Genomic DNA, 22,991 nt, shown 5'->3' on the forward strand with positions numbered 1-22,991 from the left:
GCCGCAACCGAAAGGGTGCGCGCATGGGTTCGTCCGTGGTCATCACCGATGTCACCGTCTACACACCGCAGGGGTGGTGCCCCGGCGAGGTCGTCGTCCGCGACGGCCGGGTCGTCGCATTGCGGGCGGGCCAGGAGCACGCGGCGCTTCCACGCTTCGACGGTGGCGGCGGCTATCTGCTTCCCGGCTTCGTCAACACCCACACCCACCTGCAACAGGCAGTGCTTCGCGGCGTGGGTGAAGGGCTGCCGCTGCTGGAATGGTTGCGCTGCGTCGGCGAGCACACCGTCGCCGCCACGCCCGAACAGACCTACCTCTCGGCTCTGGCCGGCGGCTTGGAACTGCTGCGCAGCGGGGTGACCACGGTGGTCGAGCACCTGTGGCCGAACCCGTCCGACCAGGTGCACCAGGCCGTGATCCGCGCGCTCGACGAGCTCGGCATCCGGGTGGTCCTCGGGCGCGGCATCGTCGACCGCGCCGACGTCACCCGCAAATGGGGCCTCGACCCGCGCCTGATGCAACCGCTCGACGAGGCGTTCGCCCATATCGACGCACTCGACCGGCAGCTGGCGGGCTCGCGCATCACCACCGCGCTGGCCGTGCCCAACCCGCGCTGCCTCACTCCCGACGGCATGGCGGCGGCCCGCGCCTACGCCGAGTCGACCGGTAAAACAGTGTCGATCCATGTCCTCGAGACCACCACCGACGACGACATGTGCCGCCTGCATGCCGGTATGGGCGCCGTCGACTACCTCGACACCAACGGCTTCCTCGGGGAGCGCACTCTCGCCGTCCACTGTGTGAACCTCGACGCGCACGGTCGCGCGGTCTTCGCCGAGCGCGGTGTCACCGTCTCCTACAACCCGATCTCGAACATGCGCCTCGGCAGCGGCATCGCCCCGATCGGTGACATGCTCGCCGCCGGGATCGACGTGACCCTCGGCGTCGACGGCGCGGCCAGCAACGACACCCAGGACATGCTGCTGACTTTGCGCATGGGCGCGTATCTGCAGCGCGCCGCACACCGGCGCGCCGACCTCTTCGGCATCGACCGCATGCTGCACATGGCAACGGGTGCGGCCGGTCGGGTGCTCGACGGACCGGTGCACAGTGGTATCGCCGTCGGCGACCGGGCCGACCTCACCCTGGTCCGCTTCGATCGCGATTTCGCCTGTCTGCCTGTGCTCGACCCGGGCGCGACCCTGCTGACGACCGCGTCACCGCGTGTGGTCGACACGGTCTGGGTCGACGGCGAGGCAGTTATCCGCGACGGCCACAGCACGAGAGTCGACACCGAGGAACTGACTCACCGCCTGATCCACATGTGATGAATGTTAATCCGGCAGAAACAGGCCACATATTGCATGTAATCCAGCAAGTCCACACTGAATTCATTCACATGTTGCACGCAACATCCACCGTAGGAAGGTGATCACGGTGACGCTCTACGACACAGTGAACGACGCGGATGCGAGAACGCTGCTCGCCGGACTCGAGGTTTCCTTCGCGGGCGTCGGCAAACGTTTCGGCGGTGACGACGGCACCTTGGCCCTCACCGGCATCGATCTGGATATCCGCGAGGGCGAGTTCGTCGCCGTGGTCGGGCCGTCCGGTTGCGGCAAGTCCACCCTGCTCCGCCTGGCTGCCGGCCTCGAGCGGGTGAGCGCGGGAGCCGTTGCGGTGCGGACGAACTCGATCGGCTTCATCTTCCAGGAAGCCACCCTGCTGCCCTGGCGCAAGGTGCGGCGCAATGTCGAACTCTCGGCGGAGCTGGCCGGGGTGCCGCGCGCTGTGCGCCGGGCGCGGGTGGAACGGGCCATCGAGGCGGTCGGTCTGGCCGACTTCGCGAATGCCTTGCCGCGCAAGCTCTCCGGCGGCATGCGGATGCGGGTCTCGCTGGCCAGGGCGCTGGCACTGGAGCCGCGCCTGATGCTGCTCGACGAACCCTTCGGCGCGCTCGACGAGATGACGCGACTGACCATGCAGGAGGAACTGCTCCGCCTCTACCGCGACAACGCCTTCACTGCCCTGTTCATCACACACTCGGTGGCGGAGGCGGTCTTCCTCGCGTCGCGGGTGGTGGTGATGTCGGCGCGGCCGGGGCGGGTGCACGAGGTGATCGACGTCGACCTGCCCTATCCGCGCGACCGTGAACTGCGCTTCGATCCCGCCTTCACCGAACTGGTCGCGCGCGTGTCGCACTCGTTGAAAGAGGCTTCCTGATGGTGAGTATCGCTGCCCGGGCCGTAATACCGGCGAAGCCGGAGACCGAACTGTCCACCGCACGCGTGCGCAAGATCGCCAAGACCCTTGCCGCGCCGGCTATTTCGATCACTCTTGCCCTCGCTGCCTGGTATGCGGTGTCGATGCTGGTGCTCAGCGAGGGCCGCCGCTTCCTGTTGCCACCGCCGCATGTGGTGTTCACCGAGTCGCTGGCCGATCCGAAGAAGCTCGAGGTGATGGGCGAGGCGCTGGCGGTCACCGCGCGGGTCGCGCTCACCGGGCTGCTGATCTCGGCCGTGCTCGGCGTCGCCATCGCGGTGCTGATGAGCCAGGCCAAACCGATCGAGAACGTCGTCTACCCGTATGCCGTGGTGCTGCAAGCGATTCCGGTGCTCGCCGTGGTTCCCTTGATCGGGCTGTGGCTCGGTTACGGATTCGCCGCGCGGACCACGGTCTGTGTGCTCATCGCCATTCATCCGATCATCGCGATGACGCTGTTCGGCATCAAATCGGTCGACGCGAACCTGCGCGAGCTGTTCACCCTCGGCCGCGCCGGGCGCTTGCGCAGGCTCTGGTCCCTGCAACTTCCCGCCGCCCTGCCCTCCACGCTGACCGGTTTGCGCACGGCCGCAGGGCTTTCCGTCACCGGCGCGATCATCGGCGACATGTTCTTCGCGCAGGGCAAACCCGGCATCGGCACCCTGCTCGACACCTACCGCGCCCGGCTGCAATCCGAGGACCTCATCGGCGCGCTCCTGCTCGCCGCCCTGTTCGGGGTGCTCGTGTTCACCGTTTTCACGCTGATCCAGACGGTCAGCGTCGGCCGCTGGCACGACTCGGCCCACTAGAAGGAACCACCATGAAGAACGCACGCCCCCTGCGCCGCCTCGGTATCGCGGCCCTTGCCCTCACCCTCGCCGCCTGTTCCGGCGAAACCGGCGACGACCCCGCCGTCGCCCTCGAACCCGCACCCGCCGATCAACGGCTGGCCGGTGTCTGCCCGGATACCGTTGTCGTGCAGCTGCAATGGGCCCCGGAAACCGACTCCGGCCCGATCTTCGGCCTGCTCGGCCCCGGCTACACCGTCGACGCCGACAACAACAAGATCACCGGTCCGCTCGTCACCGCGGGCAAGGACACCGGGGTGGAACTCGAGATTCGGGCGGGCGGACCGGCCATCGGCTTCCAGACGGTGCCGTCGCAGATGTATGTCGACGAGAGCATCACCCTCGGCCTCGCCCACTCCGAGCACGCCATCGCCGCCGCCGGGCAGCAGCCGATCGTGGCGGTCACCACCTTGCTGCGCAACAGCCCGCAGATGCTGATGTGGGATCCGGCGACCAATCCCGGCTGGCAGGGGATCGCCGATATCGGCCGGTCCGGCAAGCCGATCGTGGTGTCCAAGGGTCAGCTGTACCCGGACTGGCTGGTGGCGCGTGGCCTGGTGAAAGCCGAACAGATCGACGCCTCCTACGACAATTCGCCGTCCCGGTTCGTCACCGACCCGTCGTTCGCACAGCAGGGTTTCGTCAACGCCGAGCCCTACACCTACGAACACGAGGTGCGCGCCTGGAACAAGCCCGTGCGCTACCAACTGCTCAAGGACGTGGGCTACGAGGGATACGCCCGCACGGTGAACGTCCGGGTGGACAAACTCGCCGAATTGCGGCCCTGCCTGCAGAAATTGGTCCCGATGATCCAGCGGGCCACCGCCGAATTCCGGGCCGATTCGACGCATGTCGACGAGGTGGTCGTCGATGTGGTCGAGCAGAATCCCAAGCTCAGCCCCTACAGCGCCGAGCTCGCCGCGTTCGGCTCGAAAGCGCTGATCGACGGCGGCCTGATCGGCAACGACAGCGACGGTGTGCTCGGCAGCTTCGACGAGGCCCGCGTGCAGCGCATCATCGACGAGTTCGCGCCCATCCTGCGCGCGGGCGGGGCGAACGTGCCGACCGAGCTGCGCGCATCGGATCTCGTCACCAAGGAATTCCTCGACCCGTCCATCTCCGTCACCGGATAAGGAGACATTCCATGAGCACCAGCTACGACCTGTCCGAGGTCTCGCGCGAGAAGCGGATGGGCGGCCTCGGGAGGGAAACCGCCCGCGAGATCCGCGTCGTCGACCTCACCGATTTCGAGGATCGCCGCGCCGAGATCACCGACCAACTGTGGGCGGCGGCCACCGAGATCGGCTTCTTCCAGCTCTCCGGCCACGGTATCCCGCAAGCTCTGATCGACGAGATGTTCCGTGCCACAGCGGAGTTCTTCGCCTTGCCGGAAAAGATCAAAGGCCAATATCCGCTGGTGAAGGAACACAACGCCGGCTGGGAGAGCATGAGTCAGGTGCGTCCGTCCATCGGAGTGCCCGATCAGAAGGAGTCGTATCAGGTCACCCGGCCGCACATGGACCGGCTCTGGCCGAGCGAGACCGAGCTGCCCGGATTCCGTTCGCGTGTCCTGGATTTCGAGCACCGGGCCTGGGAAGTGGCGATGCGGGTGCTGTCCTGCTTCGCCGACCGGCTCGGACTGGCGCGCGAACACTTCACCGCCGCACACGATCCCGCATCGCCGAACTACCAGAGCGCACTCCGGTTACTGCACTACTTCGCGGTGCCCGCGGAACTGCGCAGCGTTCCCGGCCGCTGGCGGGCAGGCGCGCACACCGACTTCGACTGCCTCACCCTGCTTTTCCAGCGCGACGGCCAAGGCGGGCTGCAAGTATGTCCCGGCAAGGAGATGGCCGAACAGGAATGGACCTCTATCACCCCGTCCTCGAGCCTGATCACCTGCAATATCGGTGACATGCTCACCCGCTGGAGCGACGACCTGCTGCCGTCGAACTTCCACCGGGTCCGCAGCCCCGGCGACGGCGAGTACCAGGGCGAGCGCTACAGCATCGCCTACTTCGCCCAGGCCGACCGCGACGCGATCATCCAGGGGCCCGGCGGCAAGTACCCACCGGTCACCGCGGCCGACTTCCTCTCCCAGCGTGTGCGAGCCAACTACCGGCCGCAGGGATAATCGGCGTAGACAACGGAAGGACACTCTCATGAGCGGTCGGTGCCCGAAGACGGTAGCGGAGCGTGGCCACGGCGGGGCGCCCGAGCATGCGGGATGAGCAGCGGCGCCCGGCGGAGGCAGCGCGCGCGGGCACGCTGGGCGACGACGGTGGTTCGCTGCTCGGCCCGTCGGTGCATCGCCGGATCAGGCAGCTGGTCCTTTCCGGCGAACTCGCCCCGGGCAGCCCACTCAGCGTGCCCGCGCTGGCCACTCGGCTCGGGGTGAGCCGCAGCCCGGTGCGCGAGGCCGTGCAGCAGCTGATCTACGAGGGCCTCGCGGTGAGCACGCCGCACGCCGGCGCGAAGGTGGCCGCCGTCGACGACGAACGCATCCGCGAGGTACTCGCGGTCCGCGCCGTCCTCGACGGCCTGGCCGCCGCCACGGCCGCCACCCGCCTCACCGATGCCGACCTCGACAAGCTCGCGGCCGTCATCGCCGCCCAGGAAACCAACCTGGACGACACCACCGACGCGGCCCGCGACGCCCAGCTCGACCTGGAATTCCACAGCTTCATCCGGGACGCATCCGGAAACAGCTGCCTCGCCGACGAATCGGCGCGCCTGGAAGCCCAGGCACACCTCTACCGCGGCGACCTGTGGTGCTCGGCGCGCAACCGTCGCGTGGCCCTGCGCGAACACCGCCGCATCCTCGAAGCCCTGGAATCAGGCCACCCCGAATCGGCCCGCATTGCCGCGGAGGCACACGTCCACGGCCTGATGACGCGCCTCACCCGGCACTGACGCGCCTCGCCCCGTGGCCAAGCTTTGATGTGCTGCGCTTCAACGACCCCGCCCGGCGCTGCGCCGTGCCTCGACGGCCTCGCTCGGCACCGGCTTGCCTGAGCCGGTGCCGAGGCGGGTGTCACGCTCGATGGCCCTAGTCGGCCACGGCGCCAGAGGTTTTCGCGTGCGTCCTACCGGTCCGTGGCGCGGGTACCCGGCGGGCTGACACGCCGATCCCGATAGGCGGGTGCCTTCGCGGTGCCGGCGGGTGCCAGCGTGCGCAGCAGGGGAAGCGTGCGCCGTTCGATCACCGTCGACAGCACGATCACGCTGTGCGACCGCACCACCGCGCTGGTCCGGTCGATGCTGAGCAGCACGGCCTGCAGACCGGCGTGCGAATCGGCACCGATCCGGCAGAGCACGTCACCGGAACCCGTGGTGGCATAGGCCTCGAGCACGCCGGGTATCGCGTCGAGTTCGGCGGTGAGGGTGTCGAGCGCGCCCTGGGCGATCTCCAGGGTGACGAACGCCTGCACATCGAAACCCGCTGCGGTGACGTCGATCTGGGGGTCGTAGGAGGCGATCACCCCGGCCTCCTCCATCCGGTTGATCCTGGCCTGCACCGTCGCGCGGGCCACCTTCGTGCGCCGCGAGAGTTCCAGGATTCCGGCCTTCTGGAATTCGTGCATGGCCGACAGGATCGCCAGGTCGAGTTCGTCCAGTTTCGCGGGTGTGCGCATGCCAGACCTCCGTCCTCGGGTGCTATTCAAATTGTCCACCATCCGGGAGCCTGAGGTATCAACTTTGGTCAGCATGACCAGGCTCGAGCCGGGTTGTTGCCTAGGTCACGAGTGGCGCGTTTTCCTAGGTCATGACCATTGAGCAGCAGCTCGTCGGGCTGATCGAGCACGACGACAGTGTCGATCCGTTTCCTGTCACCGGCTGGGACGCGCTGGTGTGGGTTGTCGGCAACGCCACCCAGTGCGCGCACTTCCTGCAATCGGCCTTCGGGATGCGGCTCGAGGCCTACGCCGGCCCCGAGACCGGCAACCGCGACCACAAGGCCTACGTGCTGCGCAGCGGGGGAGCGCGGTTCGTCGTGAAGGGCGCAGTCGATCCGGACAGTCCGCTGGTCGCCCATCACGACCGGCACGGCGACGGCGTGGTCGACATCGCCCTCGAGGTCCCCGACGTGGACCGGTGCGTCACCTGGGCACGCGAGCACGGCGCAACCATCCTGGTCGAACCACACGACGAGAGCGACGAATTCGGCACGGTGCGCACCGCGGCCCTGGCCACCTACGGCGAGACCAGGCACACCCTGATCGACCGTTCCGGCTACGCGGGCCCGTATCTGCCCGGCTATATCGCGCGCACCTCGACCCACCGCGCGGGCCCGCGGATCTTCCAGGCCATCGACCACGTGGTCGGCAATGTGGAGATGGGCCAGATGGACCGCTGGGTCGACTTCTACCGGCGCGTCATGGGTTTCACCAATATGGCCGAGTTCGTGGGCGACGACATCGCCACCGAGTACTCGGCGCTGATGAGCAAGGTCGTCGCCAACGGCAACCACCGGGTGAAGTTCCCGCTCAACGAACCGGCGGTCGGCCGCAAACGGTCCCAGATCGACGAGTACCTCGAGTTCTATCGCGGTCCGGGCGTGCAGCACATCGCCCTGGCCACCGGTGACATCCTCGCCACCGTCGACGCGCTGCGCGCCGAGGGTGTCGAATTCCTGCCCACTCCCGACGCCTATTACGAGGACCCCGAACTGCGTGCTCGCATCGGCCACGTCCGCGTCCCGGTCGAGGAACTGCAGCGGCGCGGCATCCTCGTCGACCGGGACGAAGACGGGTACCTGCTGCAGATCTTCACCCGTCCCGTCACCGATCGCCCGACCGTGTTCTTCGAACTCATCGAGCGACACGGCTCACTCGGCTTCGGAAAAGGCAATTTCAAAGCCCTTTTCCAGGCAATCGAACGGGAACAGGCGGCCCGCGGGAACCTGTGAGCGGGTCCGCGCACGCACTACAGTTCAAGGCATGCGGATCCCCTCGGCGATCATCACCGGCATGGCCCTGGCTGTCGTGCTGTCGTCGTGCGGATCGGGGGGCGACTCCGATTCGCCGACCGGCCCGAAACGGCCACCACCGAAGGTGGCCTCGCTCGGGCCCTTCGTCGGCGAGTGCGGGCACGTCACCGACGACGAGGTGCGCCAACTGGCCGGGCTGTCCCAGATCACGCGGGTGTACAAGAACTCGACCGGGTGCAACTGGCAGTCGGCCGGGTTGTACGCGCCGAGTGTGACATTCGCGTCGTATCGCGGCAGCCCGATCGACCGTGAGCGGGCCTGGGTGTCCAGCGTCGGCCGCGAACCGGAACGCGTCGACGTGAACGGTCGCCCGGGCTTCCAGGCCCTCGACCCGGGGGGCATCTGCGATTTCGCGGTGCAGCTCGACGACGATTTCTTCGAATGGTCCATCTCCGACGGCGCTTTCGCCTCCGCGGGCAACCCGTGCGATCGCGCGCGCAAACTGGCCGAGCTCACTCTTGGACGGTTGCGATGAGCGCCACCAGGATCACGACCGCCGCGGCGGCGCTGCTGCTCACCGTCACGCTCGCGGGCTGCGGCGGGACGATCGATGGCAATGCCCGCCCGGCCCCGGAGGACGAGCGGGGCGGCGGCGAAAAGGTGAACACCAATTTCGACAACCTGCTGCGCGAATGCGAGGTCGTCGATATCGCCAAGATCGGGGAGATCGTCGGCAACGCCCAGATGGTGGAGACCTCGTTCAGCGGTGCGGTGTGCATGTGGGACATCGACGACGCACCGGGCGGCTCGGCCATGGCCACCCTCAACTGGTACGAGATGGGTACGCTGAACAACGAGAAGACCACCAACGAGAAGTTGGGGTACCTCACCGGTGACATCACGGTGCAGGGTCGCAGGGCCCTGCAGGTGCGCAGGCCGGGCGACAACGACTCCTGCGGAGTCACCGCGCCGGCCGCTGATGTCGGGGTCATCGGCTGGTGGATCAACTACCGGCCGGGCTCGGCCCACCCGGATCCGTGTGCGGGAGCGCAGAAGCTGGTCGAACTGACCTTGGATCTGGCCAGGTAGAAGCCTTGACGTAGGACCCCGCTTTGACCCCGGTTCGGGCAGGCGCGTATCGTGGATCGCTGTGCCCGGATTGCTACGGGCAAGTTCGTGCGTGAACGTAGGCCAGCGAGAGCGGCTGATACGTTCCAGCGTGCCCAGAAAAAGGGCCCTGAGCTGCGCGCGACACGCCCGACCGCGGGTAAACGGAAACACGGTCGGACGTGCGAGTGAAAGCTCGATGAACTGAAGACACGTGTTCCGCTACCGCAATCACCAATAAGGAAAGCCGGTCTATGCCAACCATCAACCAGCTGGTCCGCAAGGGTCGCCGCGACAAGGTCACCAAGACCAAGACTGCGGCCCTGAAGGGGAGCCCGCAGCGTCGTGGCGTGTGCACTCGCGTGTACACCACCACCCCCAAGAAGCCGAACTCCGCGCTGCGTAAGGTCGCGCGCGTTCGCCTGACCAGCGCGATCGAGGTCACGGCGTACATCCCCGGTGAAGGCCACAACCTGCAGGAGCACTCCATGGTGCTCGTCCGCGGCGGTCGTGTGAAGGACCTCCCGGGTGTCCGCTACAAGATCATCCGTGGCTCGCTCGACACCCAGGGTGTGAAGAACCGCAAGCAGGCCCGCAGCCGCTACGGCGCCAAGAAGGAGAAGAGCTGATATGCCACGCAAGGGCCCCGCACCCAAGCGTCCGCTGATCAACGACCCGGTCTACGGGTCCCCGCTGGTCACTCAGCTGGTCAACAAGATTCTGCTGGACGGCAAGAAGTCGACCGCCGAGCGCATCGTCTACGGTGCCCTCGAGCAGGCGCGCGAGAAGACCGGCACCGATCCGGTCGTCACCCTCAAGCGCGCGCTCGACAACGTCAAGCCCGCCCTCGAGGTGAAGCCCCGCCGCGTCGGTGGCGCCACCTACCAGGTGCCGGTCGAGGTCCGTCCGGGCCGCGCCAACACCCTGGCGCTGCGCTGGCTGGTCAGCTACTCCCGCGCCCGTCGTGAGAAGACGATGATCGAGCGTCTCGCCCACGAGCTCCTCGACGCGAGCAACGGCCTCGGTGCCGCGGTGAAGCGTCGCGAGGACACCCACAAGATGGCCGAGTCGAACCGGGCCTTCGCGCACTACCGCTGGTGATAGTCCGGCCCGTCACTTAAAAGGGAGAATTTCGTGGCACAGGACGTGCTCACCGACCTGAACAAGGTCCGCAACATCGGCATCATGGCCCACATCGATGCGGGCAAGACCACCACGACCGAACGCATCCTGTTCTACACCGGCATCACGTACAAGATCGGTGAAGTTCACGACGGCGCGGCCACGATGGACTGGATGGAGCAGGAGCAGGAGCGTGGTATCACCATCACCTCCGCCGCTACCACCTGCTTCTGGAAAGACAACCAGATCAACATCATCGACACCCCCGGGCACGTCGACTTCACCGTCGAGGTGGAGCGTTCGCTGCGCGTGCTCGATGGTGCGGTCGCGGTGTTCGACGGCAAAGAGGGTGTCGAGCCCCAGTCCGAGCAGGTGTGGCGTCAGGCCGACAAGTACGACGTGCCGCGTATCTGCTTCGTGAACAAGATGGACAAGCTCGGCGCTGATTTCTACTTCACCGTGCAGACCATCAAGGATCGTCTCGGTGCCAAGCCGCTGGTCATCCAGCTGCCGATCGGTGCCGAGAACGATTTCGAGGGCATCGTCGACCTGGTCGAGAACAACGCCAAGGTCTGGAAGGGCGAGACCAAGCTCGGCGAAGAGTACGAAGTCGTCGAGATCCCGGCCGACCTCAAGGACAAGGCCGAGCAGTACCGCCAGGAGCTGCTCGAGACCGTCGCCGAGTCCGACGAGTCGCTGCTCGAGAAGTTCTTCGGTGGCGAGGAGCTCTCCGTCGAGGAGATCAAGGGCGCCATCCGCAAGATGACCGTCAACTCCGAGCTGTACCCGGTGCTGTGCGGTTCCGCGTTCAAGAACAAGGGCGTGCAGCCCATGCTCGACGCGGTCATCGATTACCTGCCTTCCCCGCTGGACGTCGAGGCCACCACCGGCCACGTGCCCGGCAAGGAAGACGAGATCCTGACCCGCAAGCCGAACGTCGACGAGCCGTTCTCGGCCCTGGCGTTCAAGATCGCGGTGCACCCGTTCTTCGGTGAGCTCACCTACATCCGCGTGTACTCGGGCAAGGTGGACTCCGGCTCGCAGGTCGTGAACTCGACCAAGGGCAAGAAGGAGCGTCTGGGCAAGCTGTTCCAGATGCACTCCAACAAGGAGAACCCGGTGACCACCGCTTCGGCGGGTCACATCTACGCCGTGATCGGTCTGAAGGACACCACCACCGGTGACACCCTCTCGGATCCGCAGAACCAGGTCGTCCTCGAGTCGATGACGTTCCCGGACCCGGTCATCGAGGTCTCCATCGAGCCCAAGACCAAGTCCGACCAGGAGAAGCTCGGCACCGCGATCCAGAAGCTGGCGCGCGAGGATCCGACGTTCTCGGTGAAGCTCGACCAGGAGACCGGCCAGACCGTCATCGGCGGTATGGGTGAGCTCCACCTCGACATCCTCGTCGACCGCATGAAGCGCGAGTTCAAGGTCGAGGCGAACGTCGGTAAGCCGCAGGTGGCCTACCGTGAGACGATCACCAAGCCGGTCGAGAAGCTCGAGTTCACGCACAAGAAGCAGACGGGTGGCTCCGGCCAGTTCGCGAAGGTCATCATCGCGGTCGAGCCCTTCGTCGGCGAAGACGGTGCGCACTACGAGTTCGAGAACAAGGTCTCCGGCGGTCGCGTGCCCCGTGAGTACATCCCGTCGGTCGACGCGGGTGCCCAGGACGCCATGCAGTACGGCGTGCTCGCCGGCTACCCGCTGGTGAACCTGAAGGTCACCCTGCTCGACGGCGCGTACCACGACGTCGACTCCTCGGAGATGGCGTTCAAGATCGCGGGTTCGCAGGCCCTGAAGGAAGCGGCCCGTAAGGCCGGTCCGGTGATCCTCGAGCCGCTCATGGCGGTGGAGGTCATCACACCCGAGGATTACATGGGTGAAGTGATCGGCGACCTCAACTCCCGCCGTGGCCAGATCCAGGCCATGGAGGAACGCAGTGGTGCCCGTGTCGTCAAGGCGCTGGTTCCGCTCTCGGAGATGTTCGGCTACATCGGTGACCTGCGGTCGAAGACCCAGGGTCGCGCGAACTACTCCATGGTGTTCGCCCAGTACGCGGAGGTTCCGGCCAACGTGTCCAAGGAGATCATCGCCAAGGCGACCGGCGAGTAATTCGCTTGCCGCGGCCTTGTACGCTTGGCCGCGGCAACCGGGCGTCAGCACGACCCCCCTTATTAACCGCACTGCTGCAAAAAAGCACGCACTAACTAGTCCAGGAGGACAACAGTGGCGAAGGCGAAGTTCGAGCGGACGAAGCCCCACGTCAACATCGGCACCATCGGTCACGTCGACCATGGCAAGACCACGCTGACTGCGGCCATCACCAAGGTGCTCGCCGACAAGTACCCGGACCTGAACGAGAGCTTCGCTTTCGACCAGATCGACAAGGCGCCGGAGGAGAAGGCTCGTGGTATCACGATCAACATCTCCCACGTCGAGTACCAGACCGAAAAGCGCCACTACGCGCACGTCGACGCCCCGGGTCACGCCGACTACATCAAGAACATGATCACCGGTGCGGCCCAGATGGACGGTGCCATCCTCGTGGTCGCCGCCACCGACGGCCCGATGCCGCAGACCCGCGAGCACGTGCTGCTCGCCCGTCAGGTCGGCGTGCCCTACATCCTGGTCGCGCTGAACAAGTCGGACATGGTCGACGACGAGGAAATCCTCGAGCTCGTCGAGATGGAGGTCCGCGAGCTGCTGGCGTCGCAGGAGTTCGACGAGGATGCCCCCGTCGTTCGCGTCTCCGGCCTCAAGGCCCTCGAGGGTGACGAGAAGTGGGCCGAGTCGATCGTCGAGCTGATGAAGGCCGTCGACGACTCGATCCCGGACCCGGTCCGTGAGACCGAGCTCCCGTTCCTGATGCCGGTCGAGGACGTGTTCACCATCACCGGTCGTGGCACCGTCGTCACCGGTCGTGTCGAGCGCGGCATCATCAACGTGAACGAGGAAGTCGAGATCGTCGGCATCCGCGAGAAGAGCACCAAGACCACCGTCACCGGTATCGAGATGTTCCGCAAGCTGCTCGACCAGGGCCAGGCCGGCGACAACGTCGGTCTGCTGGTTCGTGGCATCAAGCGCGAAGATGTCGAGCGTGGCCAGGTCGTCGTGAAGCCGGGCACCACCACTCCCCACACGGAGTTCGAGGGCCAGGCGTACATCCTGTCGAAGGACGAGGGCGGTCGCCACACCCCGTTCTTCAACAACTACCGCCCGCAGTTCTACTTCCGTACCACGGACGTGACGGGCGTTGTGACCCTCCCCGAGGGCACCGAGATGGTCATGCCCGGTGACAACACCGAGATGTCCGTCAAGCTGATCCAGCCGGTCGCCATGGACGAGGGCCTGCGTTTCGCGATCCGCGAGGGTGGCCGCACCGTCGGCGCCGGTCGCGTCACGAAGATCGTCAAGTGAGTCTCTGACTCGCTGACACCGCAACGGCGTCGCTCCTTCGGGAGCGGCGCCGTTCGGCGTTTCCGGGGGCACCACCTTTGGGGTCATCGCTCGGCGGGGTGGTGGTGGGTAGCGTTCCTGGTTCAGGTGTTCCGGTGAATGGAGGCGGCGTGGTTGTGGTGAAGGGGTTCGAGGTTGTCGAGGGGGAGCTCGGGCACGGGCTGCCGTACTTCGCGTTCGGGGAGGGGCGGCCGTTGGTGTTCCTGCGGTGGTTCACGCCGGATCACACGAACCCGAGCGGGTGGATGCGGGCCAGCGAGGTGAAAACGTTGGCGCCGCTGGCCGGGAACTTCCGGGTGTACGCGGTGAATCGGGCTCCGGGGATGGCGCAGGGGACGTCGATGGCCGATATCGCGCGCGACCACGCGGAGGCTTTGCGGGCCGAATTCGGCGGGCCCGTGGATGTGCTGGGGATTTCCTCGGGTGGGTCGGTGGCGTTGCAATTGGCCGCCGATCATCCGTCGGCGGTGCGCAGGCTGGTGATCGCGTCGTCGGGGTGCCGGCTGCCCGAGCCGGCTCGCGCCGCACAGCTGAAGTACGCGACGGCCGCCGCCGAAGGCAAACGCGCACTCCAGCACATGGCGACCGTCGGTATCGAGTCGCCGATGAAGGCCAGGCTGGTCGGTGCGGTGGCCTGGCTCGCCGACCCGCTGATGCGCCCGAAGAACCCCGCCGACACCCTGGCGTTCGTCCGCGCCGAAGACGCCTTCGACGTCACCGACCGCCTCACCGACATCACCGCCCCCACCCTGGTGATCGGCGGCGAACGCGACGAGTTCTACCCCCAGTCGATCTTCCACCAGACCGCCGACGGCATTCCGAACGCCCGTCTCGCCCTCTACCCGGACACCACCCACATGGGCGCGATCAAGCACAAACGCTTCGCCCCCGAGATCACCGAATTCCTCTCGGCCACATAAGGATCAGGCGTCGGGGCGCATCCGCACCGTGACCCGCCCTCGCGTGTCCCGGTGCGCGATCGCATGTCCGTGGTGGTCCACGCCGTCGATGCGCAGGGTGAGGGGACTGCCCGCACCGAGGAAGTTGCGCCACCAGGTCTTCTGATCCGGCATGACGGCACCGATGACGTACTCGTCGCCGGAGCGCCGGTAGTTCACCGGAGTGCTGAACGTCCGCCCCGAGCGCCGCCCGACGTAGCTGATCTCGGCGAAGGATTTGCCGAGGTACCTGCGCAGGACGGGCGCCTTGGTGAAGAAGACGACCACCGCATTGAACACGCGCATGCCGCGCCGGAACATCGGATTCTGAAACATATACCCGCCCCTGATCTTTCACGAGAGTGTGCGGGTTTCGACGGTACCGGTCGACTATGGCAGATCACTGAGAGCCGACTGATCAGCGGACCTTGGCTCCGTAGACGTGTTCGACGGTCATCGTCATCAGGACGCGGCGGTCGGAGACCATCACCTCGCGGTATTCGTCCCAGTCCGGGTGCTCGCCCGCGGCGGCGCGGTAGTAGGCGACGAGGGCTTCCACCTCGGGGCCGTTCGGGTCGGTGCCGGGGCCGGTGAGCTGGGCGGTGCCTTCGGCGGTTGCCCAGGACCAGCCGTCGGCGCTGCCCACTTCGAGGGCGGCGCGCGGGTCGCGGCGCAGGTTCGCGGTTTTGGCGCGGCCCTCGGTCATCGAGACGTAGATGACGCCCGCTTCGCGGTCGTAGTAGGGGGTGACCGGTGAAAGCTGGGGTCTGCCATCGGCTTTGATCGTGGCGAGGACACCGATCTTCGCCTCGGCGAGCAGGGCGTGCGGATCGAACTGTTCGGACATGGGCCACTCCTGTTGTCGGTGTGTTCTGACGAACCGTTGTGCACCTGCGTTTATGCCCGCGCGGAAAACCTGTCGACAATCCCGGATCGGGCCGCGTACAAAGAGTCCATGTTCACGGTACGTCCGCAGTCGCGGTTCTAGTTCGCATCGGGTCCGTGTGGCGCCGAGGCGACGCCGCGTGACCCGACGCCCGTGCCGTCCCCGGAGCGCCTCACCGGCGAGCGTCGATTTTCCGAAACCGACTCGGCCGGGAGCATCCCATGACCAGAACCGACCTCGCCCGCCTCCGCAATATCGGCATCGCCGCCCACATCGACGCCGGCAAGACCACGATCACCGAACGAATCCTGTTCTACACCGGCGTGATTCGCACCCTCGGTGAGGTGCACGACGGTACCGCCGTGATGGATCACATGGTGCAGGAGCGTGAGCACGGCATCACCATCACCTCGGCGGCGACCACCTGCGAATGGGCCGAGCATCAGATCACCGTCATCGACACCCCTGGCCATGTCGACTTCACCGCCGAGGTGGAACGCACGCTGCGGGTGCTCGACGGCGCGGTCGCGGTGTTCGATGCCAAGGAGGGTGTGGAGGCTCAGTCGGAGCAGGTGTGGCGCCAAGCTGACACCTACGGTGTGCCGCGGATCTGTTTCGTGAACAAGATGGACAAGCTCGGCGCCGATTTCGCCTTCACCGTGCGGACCATCGCGGAACGACTCGGTGTGCGCCCGCTGGTGATCCAGCTGCCGATCGGTGCCGAACGTGAGTTCGAGGGCGTGATCGACCTGGTCGACATGACCGCGAAGCGCTGGCGTGGCGACACCGGAAACGGTGCGCGCTACGAGACGGTCGAGATACCGGAGGAGCTGCGGGCCAAGGCGATTCAGCATCGAGAGGCGCTGCTGGCGACGGTCGCCGAAGCCGACGACGAGGTGCTGGAAAGCTACCTGTCCGGCAAGCCGATCGCCGTCGATGTCCTCAAAGCCGCGATCCGGCGGATGACGCTCGACGCCACGGCCTATCCGGTGCTGTGCGGTTCGGCGCTGGCCAATATCGGCGTACAACCGCTGCTGGACGCCATCGTCGACTACCTGCCGTCGCCGGTGGATGTCGTTGCTGTGCACGGCTTCTCGACAGAAGGGACACACGTGCATCGCGCACCCGATATCGCCGAGCCGTTCGCGGCCCTGGCGTTCAAGTTCGCGGCGCATCCGTTCTTCGGGACGCTGGTGTATCTGCGCGTGTACTCCGGCACCGCCGAACCCGGTGCCACCGTGCTGAATTCGACGAACGGACGAAAGGAACGCCTGGGCAAACTGTTCCAGATGCACGCGAGCACCGAGATCGCGATCGATCGGGTGCGGGCGGGGCAGATCTGTGCCGTCATCGGCCTCAAAGCCACCGGCACCGGCGACACCCTGTGCGATCGGCACGACCCGATCGTGCTGGAGTCGATGACCTTCCCCGACCCGGTCCTGTCGGTCTCGATCGAACCGAGGACTCGCGCCGACCAGGACAAGCTCGGCACCGCCCTGGCCCGCCTGGCCGACGAAGACCCGACGTTCACCGTGCGCGTCGACGCCGAAACCGGACAGACGGTGATCGGCGGCATGGGCGAGCTGCATCTGGAAATCCTGGTCGACCGGCTGAAACGACAGTTCCGGGTGGACGCGACCATCGGCGAACCACGTGTAGCCTACCGCGAGACCGTCACCGCTCCCGTCGATCTGCTCGAACACACCCACCGCAAACAGGTGGGTGGACGCGGGCAGTACGCGAAGGTGGCGATCGCGCTGGCCCCGCACGTGGCCGACGACGGCGCCGTCTACGAATTCCGCAACCAGGTCACCGGTGGGCGGGTGCCGAAGGAGTACATCCCCGCGGTCGACGCGGGCGCGCAAGACGCGCTCGCGGTGGGCCCGCTCGCCGGCTTCCCCCTGGTGAACGTGCTGGTGACGCTGCTCGACGGCGCCGCCCACGTGCAGGATTCCTCGGATCTGGCGTTCCGGCTGGCCGGTGCGGCAGCGGTGCGCGCGGCGGTGGCGCGCGCGAAGCCGGTGCTGCTCGAACCCATGATGGCCGTGGAGGTCGTCACGCCCGAGCAGTACGTCGGCGAGGTGATCGGTGATCTGAACACCCGGCGTGGCCGGATCACCGAGCTGGCCGAGCGCGGCGGCGCCCACGTCGTCCGCGCGCTGACCCCGCTGTCGGAGATGTTCGGCTACATCGGTGATCTTCGCTCGAAAACCCGTGGCCGAGCGAACTTCTCGATGACGTTCGACTCCTACGCCCCGGTCCCACCGGAGGTCGCGAAGTCGATCATCGCGAGAAGCTGACCGGGATGTCGGTGGCGTCTCCTCAGGCGCCACCAACTCAGGACGCCAGGGTGCCGACCGTCCACAGGGGCGCGGTTTCCACGCGGGCGAAGCGCCATCCGTCGCGCGTGCGCACGGCATCGAATCGGTAGCTGCCACCACCGGCGTAGAACGGTTCGGGGGCCACCCGGCCGGGGGTGGGTGCGCTGGAAACGAACGCGAACAGCGAGTTCGCCCGGACCTGCGCCCGATCGCCCGCGAGTTCGATGCGCACATTGCTGATGTAGTGCGGCGAGCGCTGCTGGTCGGAGTGGTTGCGGCCGGCGAGTGCGATGACCTTGTCGAGCCCGGTGGCCTCCCCGCCGGGCGATTTGGCGGTCACATCGGGGGTGTAGATGGTGGCGAAGGCGTCGAATCGTCCTTCTTCGAGCGCTGCGGCGAGACTGTCGACGAGGGCGTGGATCTCGTTGCGGTCTTCCAGCTCACGCAGTCGTTGGTCGGTGGAGTCGGTGCAGGCGGTGGCGAGCAGCGCGGTCGGCAGCGCGAGGACGGGCAGGAGGTAACGGATTTCGGTCATGATCTCAGCCTTCGGCTTGATTGTTGGTATCACCAATGTAGGTGCGACCAACGATAACATTCGTGGGTGCGACCAACAAATGCTTGATACGATGAGGCCATGGAACTCACGGGAGTGCGGGCGGCGGCCAGGCTGCGAGGGATGCCGACGCGACTGCTCACCCAGGTCGCGGTGCTGGCCGACCGGGCCGCCGAACGCGCACTCGACGGCACCGGTTCACGCAGGCATCACTTCGCGCTGCTGGCCACCCTGGCCGAGTTCGGTCCCGCCAGCCAGGCCGAACTGGGCAGACGCACCGGCATCGACCGCAGCGATATCGTCGGTGCGCTCAACGACCTTGCCGGGCGCGGATTCGTCGACCGCAGCCCCGACCCCGAGGACCGGCGCCGCAATATCGTCACGATCACCGAGCCGGGCGCCACCCACCTCGCCGACCTCGACGGCAAGCTGCGCGCCGCCCAGCAGGAACTACTCGGCGCGCTGTCCGAGGGCGAACGCGACCAGCTCGTCGGTCTGCTCAGCCGCGTGCTGGACGACCACGCGGGGCGGTGAAGCTCACCCGTGCTATTCGATCAGCGGTGCTCGCCCGTGAAGGCCTGGTCTTCCGGTGTCGTGGGCCGACGCGCAGCCGGTGCCCCGCGCAGCAGCTGCAAGGCGTCGGCGGAGGCCTCGTTGCGGGCGGTGTAGACCTCGAGCCGGTGGTCGGGGCTGTCGGGCTGCAACCACACCTGATAGTCCACATCCACGCTGCCGACCGTCGGATGCTGTAGTCGCATCGTGCCGACGGTGCAGTCGGCGACTTCCCCCTCGGCCCACAGAGTCGCGAATTCCGTACTGCGCATGGTCAATTCGCCGATCAGTTCGGCCAGGCGTGCGTCGGTGGGGTAGCGGCCCGCCGTGAGCCGCAGGTAACCGACGTGAATGCGGGCGAGTTCGTCCCAGTTGCGATGCAGGTCCCTGGTGAGCGGATCGAGGAAGAATTGGCGCGGGATCGAGGGGCGCTCGACCGGGTCGGCGGGGGCGGCGAAGTCGAGGTGTTCGGCGAAGAGTGCGTGTCCGCTGTGGTTCCAGGCGAGCACGTCGCCGCGCCTGCCGAGGACGAGGGCGGGCATGGTGTCGCCGAGCGCGTCGAGTAGGGCGAGGACGCGGGGGTGGGCGCGTTCGGGTTCGTCGCGGGTGAGTCGTGGTGTGGTCGGTCGTCCGGCCAGGTTGTGCAGGTGTGCGGTCTCGGCGGCATCGAGGCGCAGTACCCGCGCGAGGGCATCGATGACCTGCGGCGACGCCGTGCCCGCCTGATCTTGTTCGAGCCGGGTGTAGTAGCCGGCGCTCACTCCCGCCAGCTGGGCGAGTTCTTCGCGGCGCAGCCCGGGTACCCGGCGGGTGGCGCCGTAGGTGCGCAGCTCGAGGTCGGCTGGGGTGATGCGGTCGCGGCGGGTTTTGAGGAAGACGCCGAGGCTTTCCAGCTCCATGGTCCCGATCGTAGGGAGCACGGCGCGCGCGTGGGTATCCCTGCCGGATGTACCCATCGCCGGGTCTGGTTGCCGCGCACGCCAAGGCTCAGATTCGGTGACATGAATGCTTCTCCGGTGCGGGCCTGGTTGGGCCTGCTGGTGGTCCTCGGTCCGGTTCTGCTCGTCGCGATGGACGGTTCGGTGCTGTTCCTGGCGATGCCCGCGATCACCGGCGCGCTGTCCCCGTCCGCCGATCAGACCCTGTGGATCCTGGACAGTTACGGCTTCGCCGTCGGTTCCCTGCTCATCGCCTTCGGCACCATCGGCGACCGCTACGGGCGCAAACGGCTCCTGCTGATCGGCGCCGCGATGTTCGGTCTCGGCTCGGTGGGCGCGGCTTTCGCCACCAGCCCCGAGTCGTTGATCGCGTTCCGCGTGCTGATGGGCGTGGCCGGGGCGACGCTGTTGCCGTCGGCGCTGGCCGTGCTCGGCACCCTGTTCACCGATCCGAGGCGCCGAGCTCAGGCCATCGGTATTTTCGCGGCCACGTTCGCCGCCGGATTCGCGATCGGACCGATCGTCGCGGGTCAGCTGCTGAGCCGGTTCTGGTGGGGGTCGGTCCTGCTGATCAATGTGCCGGTGGTGCTCTTGTTCCTGATGTTCGCGCCGATCCTGCTCGAGGAGGTGCGGGCCACGGTGTCCGCCCGGATCGACGTGGCGAGTGTGGCTACCTCGGCGGCGGGTCTGCTGCTCGCGATGTACGCGGTGAAACACACAGCCGCGGAGGGTATTTCGCCTTCGGCTACGGGCGCGGGCTTGGTGGGTGCGGTGCTGCTCGGCTGGTTCGGGCGCAGGCAGGGGCGGATCACGAACCCGCTGATCGACTTCGCGTTGTTCCGCAACCGCGTGTTCACGGTCGCGATCGTCACCGGCTTCCTGCCGCTGGCGGCGTGGTCGGCCACCGCCTATCTCGGCGGCATCTATCTGCAGTCCGTGCTCGACCGCACCGTCACCGATGCCGCGCTGCTCGCGGTGCCCGGGGCCGTGGTCCTCACCGTCACCGCCGTCGTCACGCCGGCGATCGCCGCCCGGATCGGTCGTTCGGCCGCGCTCGTCACGGCGCATTTCACCATCGTCGCGGGCTTGCTGCTGTTGCTGCCGACCGGTACGACCGCCGGTGCAGGCTGGTACATCGCGGCGACGGCCGTGGCGGGCATCGGCTACGGCATCTCGTTCAGCGTGGTCGCCGATATCGCGGTCGCGGCGGTCCCGCCCGAGCGCGCGGGGTCGGCCGCCGCGCTCGCCGAAACCGGCAACGAGCTGGGCAATGCTCTCGGCATCGCCCTGTTCGGTTCGCTGGCCGCGCTCGTCTTCCGCATCGGCGGTCCCGACCTGGCGCCCACCCTCGGCGCGACCCTGGACCTGCCCGGCCTGTTCCCGGCAGCCGCCGCCGATGCGCGATCGGCGTTCGTCGACGGGCTGCACGTCGTCGCCGCGGCCGCCGCCGTGCTGCACGCGCTCCTCGGCCTGGTCGCGCTGCGCGTTCTGCGCTCGCGTCCAGTGGATGTGGAGGTCGCGCAACCCGCTCCGGCGGGTCTCTGACGAAGAGACCATCGGCGACGCTCCGATCGTCGGGCGGCATCACATCGCTGCCCGAATGCGACGTGAACCACACTCACGACCGGCGCACTGGTACAAACAAGCGAGAGGGAAGGACGAAATATATGAGCGCGCCGATCGTCATCGTCGGAGCGGGCCTGGCAGGCCTGCGTACCGCCGAGGAATTACGCCGAGCCGGGTACGAGGGGGGTGTGCTGCTCGTCGGGGACGAGGCGCGGCCGCCGTACGATCGCCCGCCACTGTCCAAGCAGTTCGTGCGGGGCGAGACCGACGACACCACTCTGCGCCCGCCGGAGTTCTTCGCCGAGAAGAACATCGAGCTGCGCCTCGGCACCGCTGTCGCCCGAGTCGACACCGCCGCGCGCACCCTCACCCTCGCCGACGGTGACACCATCGCCTACCACCAGCTCGTCATCGCCACGGGCCTGCGCCCCCGCCGCCTGCCCGGTGTGGAGGAGGTGACGGGCGTACACGTACTGCGCGCCCACGACGACGCCGAATCCCTGCGCGCCGACCTGGCCGCCGCCCAGCGCGCCCTCATTATCGGCGCCGGTTTCATCGGCTGCGAACTGGCTGCGAGCTTCCGCGCCGCGGGCAAGGACGTGACCCTCGTCGAACCGCAGCCGGCCCCGCTCGCGTCGGTACTCGGCGAGCAGATCGGCGGATACGTGGGTCGTATGCACCGCGACCACGGCGTGGACCTGCACTGTGGCGTCGGCGTGGACACGCTTCGGGTGGACGTCGACGGGCATGTGCGCGGCGCGCTGCTCAGCGACGGTTCCGATATCGATGCCGATCTGGTGGTGATCGGTATCGGGTCGGTGCCCGCCACCGACTGGCTGGCCGGTTCCGGTATCGAACTGGCCGAGCCGGCTGCGGGCGGGGGTGTGCTTGCCGACGAGCTGGGGCGTACGTCCGCTGAGGGTGTCTGGGCGGTCGGTGATGTGGCTGCTTGGCGTTACGGTGACATTCGCAAGCGGGTCGAGCATTGGACCAGTGCTGGTGAGCAGGCGAAGCTGGTGGTTACCGCGCTGCTCGGGGGTGCGGCGCCTACGGCTGCGCGGGTGCCGTACTTCTGGAGTGATCAATACGACGTGAAGATTCAGGCTCTCGGTACGCCTGATCCTGCTGACGAGGTCACTGTCGTGTCCGAGGACGGGCACAAGTTTCTCGCCTATTACTCCAGGGACGGGATTCTCACCGCTGTTCTCGGGGCGGGGATGACGGCTCAGGTGATGAAGTTGCGGGCGAAGTTGGCTGCGCCTACGCCGGTGGCTGATCTGCTGGCTGCTACGTCGTGACTTTGGTTGGGTAACTCCCGAGCGGCTTTACGGAACCACTTCGGTGTTTTGTGCACCACAAAGGTATTGGGCTGTGTTTTTGGAGCGCTGGCGCGCTCGAGCGCGGCCCCTGAGGGGCCGCTGCGCCGCTTCGCGGCGGACCCTCCTCGAGGTCGGGTCGTGCGGGGCTGGGAGTGCGGTCATGGCGGACTGGAGTGGTGCCGTGTGGCTG

At 67.1% G+C, this 22,991-nt stretch carries 23 protein-coding genes; 18 read left to right on the forward strand and 5 right to left on the reverse strand.

What is annotated here, in order from left to right; all coding sequences use genetic code 11:
• Positions 1 to 23: 23 nt before the first annotated feature.
• From LDL21_RS01905 to LDL21_RS01930, 6 genes are all read left to right on the forward strand, one after another.
• Positions 24 to 1,328: an amidohydrolase family protein gene (locus tag LDL21_RS01905; RefSeq protein WP_225278569.1), complete on the forward strand. Its 1,305-nt coding sequence runs from the start codon at positions 24 to 26 to the stop codon at positions 1,326 to 1,328.
• A gap of 109 nt (positions 1,329 to 1,437) precedes the next feature.
• The gene (locus LDL21_RS01910; RefSeq protein ID WP_225279208.1) at positions 1,438 to 2,223 is read left to right on the forward strand and encodes an ABC transporter ATP-binding protein; all 786 of its coding nucleotides are present in this window, start codon (positions 1,438 to 1,440) and stop codon (positions 2,221 to 2,223) included.
• Positions 2,223 to 3,071 carry an ABC transporter permease gene (locus tag LDL21_RS01915; RefSeq protein ID WP_225278570.1) on the forward strand — a complete coding sequence of 283 codons (849 nt, stop codon included), beginning with the start codon at positions 2,223 to 2,225 and terminating at the stop codon, positions 3,069 to 3,071. The genes LDL21_RS01910 and LDL21_RS01915 overlap by 1 nt, the downstream gene beginning before the upstream one ends.
• An 11-nt stretch (positions 3,072 to 3,082) precedes the next feature.
• Positions 3,083 to 4,243, forward strand: coding sequence for a periplasmic binding family protein (locus LDL21_RS01920; protein ID WP_225278571.1), 1,161 nt, complete (start codon positions 3,083 to 3,085; stop codon positions 4,241 to 4,243).
• An 11-nt stretch (positions 4,244 to 4,254) separates the two neighbouring features.
• Positions 4,255 to 5,244 (forward strand): isopenicillin N synthase family dioxygenase, encoded by a 990-nt coding sequence (locus tag LDL21_RS01925; RefSeq protein WP_225278572.1) that lies wholly within the window; start codon positions 4,255 to 4,257, stop codon positions 5,242 to 5,244.
• An 86-nt stretch (positions 5,245 to 5,330) separates the two neighbouring features.
• Complete coding sequence (locus LDL21_RS01930; protein WP_225278573.1) at positions 5,331 to 6,023, forward strand: GntR family transcriptional regulator; 693 nt, start codon at positions 5,331 to 5,333, stop codon at positions 6,021 to 6,023.
• 173 nt (positions 6,024 to 6,196) lie between these two features.
• Here LDL21_RS01930 and LDL21_RS01935 read toward each other — a convergent pair whose 3' ends face one another.
• On the reverse strand, positions 6,197 to 6,745 hold the full coding sequence (locus LDL21_RS01935; protein WP_225278574.1) for an Lrp/AsnC family transcriptional regulator: 549 nt from the start codon (positions 6,743 to 6,745) through the stop codon (positions 6,197 to 6,199).
• A 131-nt stretch (positions 6,746 to 6,876) separates the two neighbouring features.
• Here LDL21_RS01935 and hppD point away from each other — a divergent pair, with 131 nt between their 5' ends.
• The 8 genes from hppD to LDL21_RS01975 all read left to right on the forward strand — a co-directional run bounded on the left by hppD (position 6,877) and on the right by LDL21_RS01975 (position 14,648).
• Positions 6,877 to 8,019, forward strand: a complete 1,143-nt coding sequence (gene hppD / locus LDL21_RS01940) for a 4-hydroxyphenylpyruvate dioxygenase (protein WP_225278575.1) — start codon at positions 6,877 to 6,879, stop codon at positions 8,017 to 8,019.
• A 31-nt stretch (positions 8,020 to 8,050) separates the two neighbouring features.
• The gene (locus tag LDL21_RS01945) at positions 8,051 to 8,575 is read left to right on the forward strand and encodes a DUF3558 domain-containing protein (RefSeq protein ID WP_225278576.1); all 525 of its coding nucleotides are present in this window, start codon (positions 8,051 to 8,053) and stop codon (positions 8,573 to 8,575) included.
• Entirely contained in the window at positions 8,572 to 9,129 is a 558-nt protein-coding gene (locus tag LDL21_RS01950; protein ID WP_225278577.1) for a DUF3558 domain-containing protein, read from the forward strand. The genes LDL21_RS01945 and LDL21_RS01950 overlap by 4 nt, the downstream gene beginning before the upstream one ends.
• Positions 9,130 to 9,401: 272 nt before the next feature.
• Positions 9,402 to 9,776: a 30S ribosomal protein S12 gene (rpsL, locus tag LDL21_RS01955; RefSeq protein ID WP_056814220.1), complete on the forward strand. Its 375-nt coding sequence runs from the start codon at positions 9,402 to 9,404 to the stop codon at positions 9,774 to 9,776.
• 1 nt (position 9,777) lies between these two features.
• On the forward strand, positions 9,778 to 10,248 hold the full coding sequence (gene rpsG / locus LDL21_RS01960) for a 30S ribosomal protein S7 (protein ID WP_067485171.1): 471 nt from the start codon (positions 9,778 to 9,780) through the stop codon (positions 10,246 to 10,248).
• Between the two features lie 33 nt (positions 10,249 to 10,281).
• Positions 10,282 to 12,384 (forward strand): elongation factor G, encoded by a 2,103-nt coding sequence (fusA, locus tag LDL21_RS01965; RefSeq protein ID WP_225278578.1) that lies wholly within the window; start codon positions 10,282 to 10,284, stop codon positions 12,382 to 12,384.
• Between the two features lie 114 nt (positions 12,385 to 12,498).
• Complete coding sequence (gene tuf, locus LDL21_RS01970) at positions 12,499 to 13,689, forward strand: elongation factor Tu (protein WP_225278579.1); 1,191 nt, start codon at positions 12,499 to 12,501, stop codon at positions 13,687 to 13,689.
• 149 nt (positions 13,690 to 13,838) lie between these two features.
• Entirely contained in the window at positions 13,839 to 14,648 is an 810-nt protein-coding gene (locus LDL21_RS01975) for an alpha/beta fold hydrolase (RefSeq protein WP_225278580.1), read from the forward strand.
• 3 nt (positions 14,649 to 14,651) lie between these two features.
• On the opposite strand, the gene LDL21_RS01980 is transcribed toward LDL21_RS01975, so the two are convergent.
• Positions 14,652 to 15,002: a nitroreductase/quinone reductase family protein gene (locus LDL21_RS01980; RefSeq protein ID WP_225278581.1), complete on the reverse strand. Its 351-nt coding sequence runs from the start codon at positions 15,000 to 15,002 to the stop codon at positions 14,652 to 14,654.
• Between the two features lie 82 nt (positions 15,003 to 15,084).
• Positions 15,085 to 15,513, reverse strand: a complete 429-nt coding sequence (locus LDL21_RS01985; protein WP_225278582.1) for a PPOX class F420-dependent oxidoreductase — start codon at positions 15,511 to 15,513, stop codon at positions 15,085 to 15,087.
• Positions 15,514 to 15,773: 260 nt separating this feature from the next.
• Here LDL21_RS01985 and fusA (LDL21_RS01990) point away from each other — a divergent pair, with 260 nt between their 5' ends.
• Positions 15,774 to 17,852: an elongation factor G gene (fusA, locus tag LDL21_RS01990; RefSeq protein ID WP_225278583.1), complete on the forward strand. Its 2,079-nt coding sequence runs from the start codon at positions 15,774 to 15,776 to the stop codon at positions 17,850 to 17,852.
• A gap of 37 nt (positions 17,853 to 17,889) precedes the next feature.
• Here fusA (LDL21_RS01990) and LDL21_RS01995 read toward each other — a convergent pair whose 3' ends face one another.
• Positions 17,890 to 18,408 (reverse strand): nuclear transport factor 2 family protein, encoded by a 519-nt coding sequence (locus tag LDL21_RS01995; protein ID WP_225278584.1) that lies wholly within the window; start codon positions 18,406 to 18,408, stop codon positions 17,890 to 17,892.
• Positions 18,409 to 18,507: 99 nt separating this feature from the next.
• On the opposite strand from LDL21_RS01995, the gene LDL21_RS02000 reads away from it, so the two are divergent.
• Positions 18,508 to 18,960 carry a MarR family winged helix-turn-helix transcriptional regulator gene (locus LDL21_RS02000; RefSeq protein ID WP_225278585.1) on the forward strand — a complete coding sequence of 151 codons (453 nt, stop codon included), beginning with the start codon at positions 18,508 to 18,510 and terminating at the stop codon, positions 18,958 to 18,960.
• A 20-nt stretch (positions 18,961 to 18,980) separates the two neighbouring features.
• Here the strand turns inward: LDL21_RS02000 and LDL21_RS02005 are convergent, their stop codons facing one another.
• Complete coding sequence (locus LDL21_RS02005; protein WP_225278586.1) at positions 18,981 to 19,877, reverse strand: helix-turn-helix transcriptional regulator; 897 nt, start codon at positions 19,875 to 19,877, stop codon at positions 18,981 to 18,983.
• 102 nt (positions 19,878 to 19,979) lie between these two features.
• Here LDL21_RS02005 and LDL21_RS02010 point away from each other — a divergent pair, with 102 nt between their 5' ends.
• Positions 19,980 to 21,461 carry an MFS transporter gene (locus LDL21_RS02010; protein WP_225278587.1) on the forward strand — a complete coding sequence of 494 codons (1,482 nt, stop codon included), beginning with the start codon at positions 19,980 to 19,982 and terminating at the stop codon, positions 21,459 to 21,461.
• Between the two features lie 122 nt (positions 21,462 to 21,583).
• Positions 21,584 to 22,780, forward strand: coding sequence for an NAD(P)/FAD-dependent oxidoreductase (locus LDL21_RS02015; RefSeq protein ID WP_225278588.1), 1,197 nt, complete (start codon positions 21,584 to 21,586; stop codon positions 22,778 to 22,780).
• Positions 22,781 to 22,991 lie beyond the last annotated feature (211 nt).

The organism is Nocardia rosealba (genome assembly GCF_020216065.1).
Classification (GTDB): domain Bacteria; phylum Actinomycetota; class Actinomycetes; order Mycobacteriales; family Mycobacteriaceae; genus Nocardia; species Nocardia rosealba.